Genomic DNA, 11509 nt, shown 5'->3' with positions numbered 1-11509 from the left:
CCGTTGGAGTAGGCCTCGCGTACGTCCTTGTAGTTGCCCCAGCGGTTGCTGATGAAGTCCTTCTCCCAGTCGTGGACGGCGTTGTCGCGGCTGATGGACTCGAAGTGGAAGAGGGTGACGTCGTGGAGCCAGACGAGGCGCAGCCCCAGTGAGCGACGGACCTTGAGGCACAGGTCGACGTCGTTGTAGTTGACCGGCAGCCGTTCGCTGAAGCCACCGGCGTCGAAGAAGACCTCGCGCCGCATGGCGAGGCAGGCGCCGGTCAGCGCGGAGGTCTCCCGGTTGATGTGCAGCTCGCCGTGGTTGCCCCGCTCCTCGGGGCGGGACCGGTAGTAGGCGTGGGTGATGGTGCCGCTGCCGTAGACCAGGCCGGCGTGCTGGATGCGGAAGTCCTCGAAGAGGAGCTTGGGGCCGGTCATGCCGACTCCCGCCTCACGCAGCGGCGCGATCAGGTTCTCGATGACGCCTTGCGAGTAGGCCTCCATGTCGTCGTTGAGGAAGACCAGGACGTCACCGGTCGCGTGGGCGGCGCCGACGTTGCACTTGGCGCTGAAGCTGAACTTCTCGGTGAACTCGACCAGCTTGATGTCGGCGCCCTCGATCGCCCGCAGCGCCTCCAGCACCGGGGCCGGGGTCGGGGTGTCGTAGACGATCACGAACTCGAGGTTGCGGTGCTCGGTCGAGGCGACCACGGAGCGGACGGTCTCGACGACCATCGCGCGCTTCTCGCCCCACACGATCGCACTGGTGCCGATGGTCGGGATGATCACGCTGACCGGGGTGTCCAGGTCGGGCTCCCGCTCGACGCGGTAGAGCCCGGGCGAGACGCCGTGCGAGGCCGTGGCTCGGATCCCGAGCCGGTCGAGATGGGCCTGCACGGCGCGTACGCCGGCGTCCCAGGCGTAGGGCTTGGCGTGGTTGTCCGCGGCGGCGGAGCCCGGCACCTGGCGCCAGTGGTAGAGCGCGCCGGGGACGTGGACGATGCGCCGCGCGCGCTCGCTGACCCGCAGCACGAGGTCGTGGTCCTGGGAGCCGTCGAAGCCCTCCTGGAAGCCGCCGACCTCCTCCACGACGGAGCGGCGAAACACCGAGAAATGGGTGCAGTAGTTGTGGTGGCGCAGTCGCTCCGGGGACCAGTCGGGCTTGTAGTAGGCGTCGCGGAGCTCGCCCGCGTCCGACATCAGGTCCTGGTCGCTGTAGGCGTAGTCGAGGTCCTCGAACCGGTCGTAGGTGCGGACCATCTTCTCCAGCGCGTTCGGCTCGAGCACGTCGTCGTGGTCGAGCAGGGCGATCAGCTCGCCGGTCGCCTCGGCCAGCGACGAGTTCGAGGCGGCCACGATGCCGCCGTTCTTCGCGCGCTCCACGATCCGCACCCGCGGCTCGTTCGCGGCCAGCTCCCTCAGCCGCGGCAGCACCCACGGAGCCGGCGAGCGGTCGTCGCTGAGGACCCACTCCCAGTCCTCGTGGGTCTGGCCGAGAACCGACGCGATCGTGTCCTCGAAGGCATCGGCGGGCGGGTTGTAGACAGCGGTGATCAGCGATACCCGGGGCGATGGCATGGTCTTCAGCCTATGACCCTCACCGAGGGTTCGCGACCCCCGACACGGGGCGCTCGACCGTTGGGGGATGGTCGTCATCTCAACTTCTCGACCGGTTCACCGAGTGTCCAGAAGACGACGGCAGCCGCCCCGGAGGGAGGGTCGGGGGCGGCTGCCGAGTCAGGGGTGGCGTACGTCAGAAGCGCAGGCCACGCAGGTAGGAGTAGCCCACCTCCGCGGTCTGGATCGGGGTGACGTCGGGGCTGTCGTTCTCCACGATGTAGTCCTCGACCTGGTGGGCGCGGAAGATCTTGGCGAAGTCGATGAACCCGGTGCCGAGGTCGACGTGGTCACCGGTGGCCTCGTTGCGGTCCTTGACGTGGTACTGGCGGACCTCGAGCGGCGCCCGGTCGACGACGTCGATCGCGAAGTCGATGGCGTCGTCGCTGGACATGCCGAGGTTCACCCCGCCGGTGACGGCCCAGTAGAGGTCCACCTCGAGGTGGACGTAGGCCGGGTCGAGCTCCCGCATGAACACGTCCCAAGGCGTGACTCCGCCACCGAGATCGGTGGTGAACTCATGGGCGTGGTTGTGGTAGCCGTAGCGGAAGCCGCGCCGCTTCGCGGCCGCCGCCTCGTTGTTCATCTGGTCGGCCCAGGCCTGCCAGTCGGAGAGCGAGCTGGAGGCCAGATAGGGCACGTTGAGGTAGCGGACCCCGAGCGTCTCGGAGTTGTCGAACTTGGTCTCGAGCGCCGCGAAGCTGCTGCTCAGGCCGTCGTGGCTGGAGTTGGAGCGGATCCCGAGCCCGTCGAGGACGCCTCGGATGTCCGCGGCGGTGCGCCCGTAGAGACCGGCCAGCTCGACCCGGTCGTAGCCGATCTGCGCCAGCTTCGCCAGCGTCGCGTCGACACCTGCCCCGGTCATGATCGACCGCAGCGTGTAGAGCTGGATGCTGATCTTGTCGGCCGGGACCCGGCGGCCGCCGTGCCCACGTCCGGAGCTGGCGGCGGCCTGTGCCGGCGCGGCCAGAGCACCGCTGACCCCGAGCGCGGCAGCACCCGCGGCGGCGCCGCGGATGAGGGAGCGCCGGCTGAGCCCGCGCTGTTCGAGTGAGCGCTGCAGCGCACCGTCACCGTCGAATCCAAAACACATCTCGTAACTCCTTCTTCTTGGGTGTTGCGGGTCAGTCGGCGGTCGAGAACGCCGCGTCGAAGGAAGCCTCGGGGGCGTCGAAGGCGAGCCGGCGGACGAACTCGAGCGCCTCGGGGGCGCCGATGAGACGGTCCATCCCGGCGTCCTCCCACTCGATGGAGATGGGGCCGTCGTAGCCGATGGAGTTGAGCATCCGGAAGCACTGCTCCCACGGCACGTCGCCGTGGCCGGTCGAGACGAAGTCCCAGCCGCGGCGCGGGTCGGCCCAGGCGAGGTGGGAGCCGAGCCGGGCGTTGCGGCCGTTGCCGGTCTGCATCTTCGTGTCCTTGCAGTCCACGTGGTAGATCCGGTCGCGGAAGTCCCACAGGAACCCGACCGGGTCGACCTGCTGCCACACCATGTGGCTGGGGTCCCAGTTGAGCCCGAACGCCTCCCGGTGACCGATCGCCTCCAGCGTCGCGACGGTCGACCAGTAGTCGTAGGCGATCTCGGAGGGGTGCACCTCGTGGGCGAACCGCACCCCGCACTCGTCGAAGACGTCGAGGATCGGGTTCCACCGGTCGGCGAAGTCCTGGTAGCCGGCCTCGACCATCTCCTGGGAGACGGGCGGGAACATCGCGACGTACTTCCAGATCGAGGAGCCGGTGAAGCCGACGACGGTCTTGACGCCCAGGTTCTTCGCCGCCCGGGCGGTCATCTTCATCTCCTCGGCGGCCCGTTGACGTACGCCCTCGGGGTCGCCGTCGCCCCAGATCTTGGCGGGCAGGATGTCTCGGTGGCGCTGGTCGATGGGGTCGTCGCAGACCGCCTGGCCCTTGAGGTGGTTGGAGATCGCGAAGACCTGCAGGTTGTGCTTGGCGAGAAGGTCCAGCTTCGCCCGGACGTACGTCTCGTCCTCGGCAGCCTGCCAGGGGTCGAGGTGGTCGCCCCAGCAGGCGATCTCGAGGCCGTCGTAGCCCCACTCGGAGGCGAGGCGGCAGACCTCCTCGAACGGCAGGTCCGCCCACTGGCCGGTGAAGAGCGTGATCGGTCGGGTCATGGTGTGTTTGTCCTTCCTCAGGGGAGCAGAGAAGCAAGCAGGTCTCGGACCTCGGTGGCCTCGAACCGGTCGCGTTTGACAGAGGCGTCGGAGCAGACGAGTACCGGGCCGTGCCCGGGGTCGTCCGGCAGCCGGCCATGGCTGCCGGAGACCGGGGCGGGATCGAGCGGCACCACGCTCATCGCGTAGCGCAGCCCGGCCGTCTTGCGGGCCAGCGTGGTCGCGGCGCGCAGCTTGACCCAGCGGTCCTCGGGGTCGAGGAACAGCTCGGCGGGGTCGTAGCCGGGCTTCTTGTGGATCTCGACGCCGCGGGCGAAGTCCGGTGCGTTCGCGTCGTCGAGCCAGTAGTAGTAGGTGAACCAGGCATCCGGCTCCGCCACCACGACGAGCTCGCCCGCGCGCTCGTGATCGAGTCCGTACGCCGCCTGGCCGGCGCGGTCGAGCACCTCCGCGACCCCGTCGAGGCCGGTGAGCAGGTCCCGGACGCGTTCCAGGTCGGCCGGGTCCTTCACGTACACGTGGGCGATCTGGTGGTCGGCGACCGCGAAGGCCCGCGAGGTCCACGGGTCGAGCAGCTCGCCGGTGGCGTTGTGGTGGACGTGGAGCAGGCCCTCGCGGCGCAGCAGCCGGTTGACGTCGACCGGCCGGGTGGCGCGGGTGATGCCGTACTCGCTCAGCAGCACCACGCGGACGCCCGCGGCCTCGGCGTCGTCGAGCAGCGGCGCCAGGGTGGCGTCGACGTCGCGGGCGGCCTGGGCCGCCTGCGGGCTGTCGGGGCCGAACCGCTGCAGGTCGTAGTCGAGGTGCGGGACGTAGACGAGGGTGAGGTCGTGGTCGGGCATGACCTTGCGGGCGGCCGCGACGATCCAGGCCGAGCTCTTGATCGAGGCGGTGGGACCCCAGTAGGTGAACAGCGGGAACGGGCCGAGCTCCGCGGTGAGGGTGTCGTGGAGCGATGGCGGCCAGGTCCAGCAGTCCGGCGACTTCTTGCCGTCGGCGTGGTAGGCCGGGCGCGGGGTGACGGTGGTGTCGACGTCGGCACCCATGGCGTACCACCAGCAGATGTTGGCGACCTTCGCTCCGGGGCGCCGGCGGCGGACGACGTCCCAGAGCTTCTCGCCCTGGACCAACGCGTTGTGCTGGCGCCACAGGAGCACCTCGCCGAGGTCGCGGAAGTACCAGCCGTTGCCGACGATGCCGTGATCGCGCGGCAGCGTGCCGGTCAGGAAGGTCGACTGGACCGAGCAGGTGACCGCGGGCAGCACGGTGCCGAGCTCGGCGGTGAACCCCGACTCCCCCACCTGCCGCACCCGCGGCATGTGCTGGAGCAGCTCGGGGGTCATCCCGACCACGTCGATGACCAGCAGCTTCTCGTCACTCATGCGGAGGCCTCCTGCAGCTGTTCGAGACCGGACTCGAGGAGCCGGTCGCGCGTCCAGGCCAGCTCGGCCGCGATGCCCGCGACCAGCCCGGCATCTCCATTGGGGCGGACCTGCTCGGGCAGGACTCCCCAGGTGTACGTCTCCACCTCGAGGTGGTCGGTGTGGGCCACCGGGCCGCCGAGGAGCGCGTCGAGCGTGCCGGCGAGGTGGTCGCGGGTGCTGCGCAGCGGCGGGGCCGGATCGGCGTGGAGAGGTACGTGGAAGTGCACCCGCCAGGGATGCTCGGCCGGCAGCGGACGATGGCCGGTGAGCGCCTCGGGCAGGTCGTCGCGGCTGTCCACCCGTCCTCCGCGCGGCTCGCGGGTCTGGTGCAGGAATCGGTCCTCGGCGTAGGAGGCCAGGGCCTCCCGCGTCGCCGGGTCGCTGGGGTCGTCGGCGTGCAGCGCCGCGGAGACCTGGACCTTGACGACCGGCAGCCCGGCCACGTGCAGCCGGTCGAGCGCCTCGGTGGCGTCCTCGAACTGGGTGGCGAGGTGGCAGGTGTCGACGCAGATGCCGAGATACTCCGGGGCCAGCCCGGCGAGCCGGGTCACCGCGTCCCGGGTCGTCTCGACGACGCAGCCGGGCTCCGGTTCGAAACCGACCCGCACCGTCCGGCCGTGCTCGGACTCGATGCCGGCCAGACCGTCGGCGAGCTCGCCGATCAGCTCCCGCGCGGCCCGGTCCCGGTCGGTGAACCACGGGGTGCGCCAGCCCAGCGGCAGGGTGGAGATGCTGCCGCGGGACGCATCGTCGGGCAGCAGCGCCGCCAGCACCCGGGCGCAGTCGAGGGTGTAGTCGAGGCGGCGTCGCGTCGACCAGTCCGGTGAGTAGACGTCGCGCTTCACCACCGGGGCGTGGAACCCGGCGTACGGGAAGGCGTTGAGGGTGACGACCTCGAGTCCGTGGCGATCGAGTCCGGCGCGCAGCCGGTCGAGGGTGGCCGGGTCGGCGGCCAGCTCGTGCGCGGTCGCGGCCGGAAGCCACAGGCCGAGGCCGAGGCGGGAGACCCCGAGCCGGGCTCGGACCTCCCCCGCATAGCGACGGAGCTGGTCGAGGATCCCGTCGACGTCCTCGGCGGGGTGCACGTTGCTGCAGTAGCCGAGGTGGACGACCGTGCCGTCGCGGTGCCGGAACCTCATGCGCGCTCACCTCGCAGCAGCGAGTTGCCCGCGAAGGTGTCACCCTGGCTGCTCTCGGGAGCATCGAGCAGGAGCCGTCCGCTCTGGCCGAAGAACTCCACCGGGTTGCGCCACAGCACCCGGTCGACGTCGTCCTCGGTGAAGCCGGCGGCGAGCATCGCCTCGCCGGTCGCGCGGGTGCGTAGCGGGTCGCTCTTCCCCCAGTCCGCCGCGGAGTTGACCAGCACCCGGTCGAGACCGCGCCGCTGGAGGATCGCGACCATCCGGTCGGGGTCCATCTTGGTGTCGGGGTAGATCGAGAAGCCCATCCAGGCACCCGCCTCGTCGACGACGTCGACCGTCACCTCGTTGAGGTGGTCGACGACGACCATCCCGGGCTCCATCCCGGCCGCCTCGACGAGGTCGAGGGTGCGTCGGGTCCCGGCCAGCTTGTCGCGGTGGGGGGTGTGCACCAGCGCCGGCAGCGCGAACTCCCGGGCCAGCTCCAGCTGGCGGCTGAACGCCTTCTCCTCGTCCTCCGTCATCGAGTCGAAGCCCACCTCGCCGACCGCGACCACCCCGTCCTTGGCGAGGTAGCGCGGCAGCAGGTCGAGCACCGGCGTGCAGCGCGGGTCGTTGGCCTCCTTCGGGTTGAGCGCGATCGTGCAGTGGTGGGCGATCCCGAACTGCGAGGCCCGGAACCGCTCCCAGCCGACGAGCGCGTCGAAGTAGTCGACGAACGAGTCCACGCTGGTCCGTGGCTGGCCGAGCCAGAAAGCCGGCTCCACCAGGGCCTGGACCCCGGCGGCCGCCATCGCCTCGTAGTCGTCGGTCGTACGCGAGCTCATGTGGATGTGCGGGTCGAAGATGCGCATCAGGACTCCCGAGTGGTCTGGGTGGGGGCGGGCAGGAAGGACAGCGCGTCGGCGGGCACCTCGCGGCCGGCCGCGCGCCGCTCGGCGGCGTAGTCGGCGACCATCCGGCGCAGCTCGTCGTCGGCTCTCTCCAGACCGGCGACCAGACGAAGAGGTACGCCGACGAAGAGGCACTTGAGCACCGCCTGACGCCACGCGGCGTCGTCGAGCCGCAAGGCGTACGTCCCCAGGGCCGCGGCCACCAGGCGCAGGTCGTTGGTGCGCAGTGCGTCGTGGACCAGGTCGAGGGCGCGGTCGCCGAGGGCGTCGTCGAGGTCCCCGAGGCCGAGCAGGACCGCCCGCCGCTCGTCGGCGTCGCCGAAACGGTAGAGGTCGTGCACCTCGGTGCTCAACGTGTCCGGATCACCGGTCAGGGCACCGCCGAGCGCCACCAGCAGCCGGAGGCGTACGCCGTCCTCGACCCGCTCCGCGCCGGGCTCGGCCGAGGTTCCGGGCGTGCGGCCGACCTCCCTGGCCGCGGCCGGGAACAGGGATCTGATCTTGGTGGGGTCGGTCTCGATCTCGGCGCACCACTGCGCGAGGAGCTTCTCGTTCATGTGCCCACCCCCTCGGACCGGGGAAGGGCCGCGAGGGTGTCTCGCAGGAACGTGAGGGAGCGCTCGGCGACGACCGGGGCGGCGTGGGACTGGCGAGGCAGCTCGAGCGCGGCGAGCCCGGTGTAGCCGATCTCGACCAGGGCACCGAGGGCCTCGGCGAAGTCGACCTCGCCGGTGCCCAGCTCCAGATGCTCGTGTACGCCCTCGACCATGTCGTCGACCTGCACGTTGGCCAGCAGCGGACCGGCCCGGCGGATGGTCTCGGCCATCCCCCGCGGCTCGTTGCAGACCACATGGCCGAGATCGAGGGTGACCCGCAGCAGCTCCGGGTCGTCGAGACGCCGGCGCAGCTCGAGGACGGAATCGAGGGTGTCGACGAAGTGCCCGGGCTCGGGCTCGACGGCGCACACGACCCCGCGGCGCTGCGCCAGGTCGAGAACCCGCCACACCCCGTCGCACAGGCGTCCCCAGGCCCGGTCCTCGTCGACGCCTTCGGGCAAGGTGCCCGACCAGAACGAGACCGCCTCCGCGCCGAGGTCGGCGGCCACCTCGACCGCCCGGTGCAGATACTCGACCCGACGGGTCGCGTCCGTGCCCGCGTGCAGCAGGGTCGGGTAGTGCTTGCGGAGCGGATCGAGAATGTAGCGAGCGCCGGTCTCGATCACGACCGAGAGGCCGAGCTCGTCCAGCCGGCGGCCGACCTGGGCGACCCGGCCCGCCAGGTTCGGCCGGAAGGGGTCCAGGTGAAGGTGGTCCAGGGTCAGCGCGACTCCGTCGTAGCCCAGCGCGGCCAGGAGGCTCAGCGCGTCCTCGAGCCGGTGGCTGTGCATGCCGTTGGTGCCGTAGCCGAACCGCAACGTGCTCGTCGTGCTCATGTCGGCGACACCACCTTCGAGGCGGCCTTGACGATCGGGCCGGCGGCCAGCAGCGCGACCGCGGCCAGCGGCGAGCGGCGGGCGACGAGCGCGGCCTGGAGCGGGATCATCCCGCGGATCCCGGCACCGGTGGCCCGCCGGACCGTACTGGCATCCGGCGAGGAGACCGCGGCGAGCTGGGCGGAGCCGACGCCGTGTGCGTACGTCGCGGCGAGGGCGACGGGAAGCGCCGCCCGGCCGTGGCCGGCCGCCGCGGCCGCGGTCGCGACCGTGACGCTACCGGCGAGGCCCGCGGTGAGGGGCCGGGTGCCGTGGACCTCGCCTCGGCTCAGCAGGGTGACCCCGGCGGTGTGCACGGCGAGGAGGCCGGCTGGCACCAGCCCGGCCCGCGTACGTCCGGCAGCAGCCGCCCCGAGGAGCACGTCGAGGCCTCGGGCCGCGGCCATCGCGACCGGTCCGGCCGGGGTGTCCTTGAGGACGGTGTCGTAGGCCCATACCGTTCCGGCCAGGGCTGCCGCCGTCGCCGCGGCCGGACGGCCTCCGACGAGAGCGGCCAGCCCGACGCCCGCCGCGGTCAGCCCGACGGCCACCCCCAGTGCCTGCCGCGGGCTGATCCGACCCGACGGGATCGGCCGCTCGGGGCGCTCGACGGCGTCGAGGTCCCGGTCGGCCCAGTCGTTGAGCGCCATCCCGGCCCAGTAGAGCGCCACCGAGGCAGCCGGCATCGCGACCGCGCGCGCCCCCAGCGGACCGGCCGCGGCGGCCCCGGCCAGGGTGTCGCCCGGCACGGTGAGGGCCGCCGGCAGCCGGACGAGTTCGGCGAAGGCTCCGGCGCGAGACGTCATGCACCCACCTGGCCGACCCGGCCGCACCACGCGACCAGCTCCTCCCACTGGGTGCCGAGCCGGTGCTCGTCCGAGCCCGCCGGGTCCTTGAAGAAGAACCCGAACGGGAGCGGTCCCGACTCCCCCACCTCGACCGCCCGCAGGGTGAGCCGGGCGAGGTCGAGCACCAGCGGCGCGGCCAGCGCCGAGTCGCAGCCGCTCCAGGTGAACTGCAGCGACATCCGCACCCCGAGGAAGCCCTCGAAGGAGACGTGGTCGATGGCGGTCTTCCAGTCGCCGTGGTCGGGCACGTAGTCGATGTGCATCGGCCCCTCCACCGGGTGACCGAGCATCGCCTCCAGCCCCTGGGCCTTGGTGACGAGCTTGCTCTGTGCGTTGGCCGGGTCGGCGAGCGTGGCACCGTCCCCGCCACCGAGCATGTTGTACGACGCCCACGCGTTGACCTGCAGGGCCCGTGTCGAGAACATCGGCGCCAGGGCCGACTTCAGCAGCGTCTCCCCGGTCTTGCCGTCCGAGCCCGCCCACGGGAGCCCGGCCCGGTCGGCGAGGGTGACGAGCACCGGAAGCCGCGGCCCGGGACTCGGCGTGAACGAGACCACCGGGCAACCGGCCCGGTAGGCGGCCAGGACGTAGACGGAGCTGCCCGGCAGCGGCGACTCGCCCGCGGCCAGCGCCGCGTCGAGGGCGTCGGGATCGGCGAGCGGTCCGCCGTCGGTGACCTGGGCCGGCGGCTCGGTGCTCGCCACATCCACCACGACGACGCGCTCGAGCCCGTGCTCCTCGCGGAAGGCCACGAGGTCGGCGGTCAACCGCTCGACCGCGAGACCTTGGGGCTCGGCGCCCGCCGGGTCATAGCCCGTACGCAGCCGCCCCTCGACCTCCTCGAGCTCACCGGCGATCGCCGGCAGGATCCCGGCGGGGACGACCCCGCCCGCGGCGAGCCGTTCGGCCCGCTTGGCCAGCGGCTCGCCCGCCAGATCGTGTCCGCCGATCACCAGGTCGTCGAGGGAGGGCAGCCCGGCAGCCGCGACCTCCGGCTGCTCGGCAACCAGCCCGACCCGTCCGGCAAGCCCGGCTCTGACCGCCAGGGCACCGACCGTCGTCGTGACCCCCACCGAGCCGCAGGCACCGACGAGCCAGAGCCCGACCCGCGCGCTCATCGGTCCGCCTCGCAGCGGAACCGGGCCGCTCCGGCGACCATCTGAATGCCGCCGAGCACGTGGGAGAGGAACTCCGGCTCGGTGTAGGACTCCGTGGTGTGCCCCATACCGGTATAGAAGGCACGGCCGCCGTCGTAGCGGTGGCACCAGGCGATCGGGTGCGGGTTGCCCATCGCGTACGGACCCGGGTCATAGCTGCGCTCGTCGAGGTCGGCGAGGACCCGGATCGAGTCGGCCGGACGGTCGCGGAAGCTGTACCACTCGTCCCAGCGGGTCCACCGCCTCGGCAGCTCGGCGGTCGCAGCCGTGTTGTGCCCGTGCACCTTCACCGTCGCGGTCTGCTGGGCGGGGTGACCGGCGAAGTAGGCACCGACGAGGCCGCCGTACCAGGGCCAGTCGTACTCGGTGTCGGAGGCGGCGTGCACACCCACATAGCCACCACCGCCCTGGATGTAGCGCTCGAACGCCGCCTGCTGCCCCGCATCGAGCACATCACCGGTGGTGGAGAGCCACAGCACCGCCTCGTACGCCGCCAGGTCGGTGTCGTTGAACACCGCCGCGTCCTCGGTGGCGGTCACCGTGAAGCCGTTCTCGGCCCCCAGCCTCTGGATCGCCGCGACGCCGTCGGGGATGGAGCCGTGCCGGAACCCGGCGGTCTTGGAGAACACCAGGACGTCGTACGTCCCGTGCCCATGACCCCCAGCAGGGCGGTCGGCAGGGCGGTCGGCAGTGGCGGACGTCGCCGGCACCAGGGCGGCGACGGCCACCACAGCCGCGCCCGCGATCAGAGTTCTGAACCTTCTCGATCCGTACTTCATGATGAGTGTCCCTTCCGAGCTGAGTGGCTGAGTCATTCCAGAGGTCGATTCAGGGCGCGGGCGCGGCG

The 11509-nt window shown here is 71.7% G+C and carries 11 protein-coding genes; all 11 read right to left on the bottom strand.

Annotated elements, in window-relative coordinates:
- Nucleotides 1–1559, bottom strand: a 1559-nt coding sequence (locus ACFV9G_RS19475; protein ID WP_378729165.1) for a glycosyltransferase, incomplete at its 3' end; no start/stop codon positions are given.
- A 175-nt stretch (nucleotides 1560–1734) separates the two neighbouring features.
- The gene (locus ACFV9G_RS19470) at nucleotides 1735–2691 is read right to left on the bottom strand and encodes a sugar phosphate isomerase/epimerase family protein (RefSeq protein WP_378729164.1); all 957 of its coding nucleotides are present in this window, start codon (nucleotides 2689–2691) and stop codon (nucleotides 1735–1737) included.
- A 31-nt stretch (nucleotides 2692–2722) separates the two neighbouring features.
- Entirely contained in the window at nucleotides 2723–3730 is a 1008-nt protein-coding gene (locus ACFV9G_RS19465; RefSeq protein ID WP_378729163.1) for a sugar phosphate isomerase/epimerase family protein, read from the bottom strand.
- Nucleotides 3731–3747: 17 nt separating this feature from the next.
- Entirely contained in the window at nucleotides 3748–5112 is a 1365-nt protein-coding gene (locus tag ACFV9G_RS19460; protein ID WP_378729162.1) for an alkaline phosphatase family protein, read from the bottom strand.
- Nucleotides 5109–6293, bottom strand: a complete 1185-nt coding sequence (eboE, locus tag ACFV9G_RS19455) for a metabolite traffic protein EboE (protein ID WP_378729161.1) — start codon at nucleotides 6291–6293, stop codon at nucleotides 5109–5111. Before eboE ends, ACFV9G_RS19460 begins: the two co-directional genes overlap by 4 nt.
- The gene (locus tag ACFV9G_RS19450; protein ID WP_378729160.1) at nucleotides 6290–7147 is read right to left on the bottom strand and encodes a TatD family hydrolase; all 858 of its coding nucleotides are present in this window, start codon (nucleotides 7145–7147) and stop codon (nucleotides 6290–6292) included. The genes eboE and ACFV9G_RS19450 overlap by 4 nt, the downstream gene beginning before the upstream one ends.
- Nucleotides 7147–7743: an EboA domain-containing protein gene (locus tag ACFV9G_RS19445; RefSeq protein ID WP_378729159.1), complete on the bottom strand. Its 597-nt coding sequence runs from the start codon at nucleotides 7741–7743 to the stop codon at nucleotides 7147–7149. The genes ACFV9G_RS19450 and ACFV9G_RS19445 overlap by 1 nt, the downstream gene beginning before the upstream one ends.
- A complete protein-coding gene (locus tag ACFV9G_RS19440) occupies nucleotides 7740–8618 on the bottom strand; it encodes a sugar phosphate isomerase/epimerase family protein (protein WP_378729158.1) in 879 nt (292 codons plus the stop codon). The genes ACFV9G_RS19445 and ACFV9G_RS19440 overlap by 4 nt, the downstream gene beginning before the upstream one ends.
- A complete protein-coding gene (locus ACFV9G_RS19435) occupies nucleotides 8615–9463 on the bottom strand; it encodes an SCO3242 family prenyltransferase (protein WP_378729157.1) in 849 nt (282 codons plus the stop codon). Before ACFV9G_RS19435 ends, ACFV9G_RS19440 begins: the two co-directional genes overlap by 4 nt.
- A complete protein-coding gene (locus tag ACFV9G_RS19430; RefSeq protein WP_378729156.1) occupies nucleotides 9460–10623 on the bottom strand; it encodes an inositol-3-phosphate synthase in 1164 nt (387 codons plus the stop codon). Before ACFV9G_RS19430 ends, ACFV9G_RS19435 begins: the two co-directional genes overlap by 4 nt.
- On the bottom strand, nucleotides 10620–11441 hold the full coding sequence (locus tag ACFV9G_RS19425; protein ID WP_378729155.1) for a ThuA domain-containing protein: 822 nt from the start codon (nucleotides 11439–11441) through the stop codon (nucleotides 10620–10622). The genes ACFV9G_RS19430 and ACFV9G_RS19425 overlap by 4 nt, the downstream gene beginning before the upstream one ends.
- Nucleotides 11442–11509: the final 68 nt, after the last annotated feature.

Origin of the sequence: Nocardioides sp. NPDC059952 (assembly GCF_042730435.1) — a bacterium.
Taxonomy (GTDB): Bacteria; Actinomycetota; Actinomycetes; order Propionibacteriales; family Nocardioidaceae; genus Nocardioides.
Note: the sequence above shows the minus strand (reverse complement) of the source record. Positions and strands in the feature narration are given on the sequence as shown.

Excerpts from the sequence above, each read along its gene's own strand:
- ACFV9G_RS19470 (WP_378729164.1), bottom strand. The coding sequence starts at position 2,691 with ATGTGTTTTGGATTCGACGGTGACGGTGCGCTGCAGCGCTCACTCGAA.
- ACFV9G_RS19440 (WP_378729158.1), bottom strand. The coding sequence starts at position 8,618 with ATGAGCACGACGAGCACGTTGCGGTTCGGCTACGGCACCAACGGCATG.
- ACFV9G_RS19445 (WP_378729159.1), bottom strand. The coding sequence starts at position 7,743 with ATGAACGAGAAGCTCCTCGCGCAGTGGTGCGCCGAGATCGAGACCGAC.
- ACFV9G_RS19425 (WP_378729155.1), bottom strand. The coding sequence starts at position 11,441 with ATGAAGTACGGATCGAGAAGGTTCAGAACTCTGATCGCGGGCGCGGCT.
- ACFV9G_RS19430 (WP_378729156.1), bottom strand. The coding sequence starts at position 10,623 with ATGAGCGCGCGGGTCGGGCTCTGGCTCGTCGGTGCCTGCGGCTCGGTG.
- ACFV9G_RS19465 (WP_378729163.1), bottom strand. The coding sequence starts at position 3,730 with ATGACCCGACCGATCACGCTCTTCACCGGCCAGTGGGCGGACCTGCCG.
- eboE (WP_378729161.1), bottom strand. The coding sequence starts at position 6,293 with ATGAGGTTCCGGCACCGCGACGGCACGGTCGTCCACCTCGGCTACTGC.
- ACFV9G_RS19450 (WP_378729160.1), bottom strand. The coding sequence starts at position 7,147 with ATGCGCATCTTCGACCCGCACATCCACATGAGCTCGCGTACGACCGAC.
- ACFV9G_RS19460 (WP_378729162.1), bottom strand. The coding sequence starts at position 5,112 with ATGAGTGACGAGAAGCTGCTGGTCATCGACGTGGTCGGGATGACCCCC.
- ACFV9G_RS19435 (WP_378729157.1), bottom strand. The coding sequence starts at position 9,463 with ATGACGTCTCGCGCCGGAGCCTTCGCCGAACTCGTCCGGCTGCCGGCG.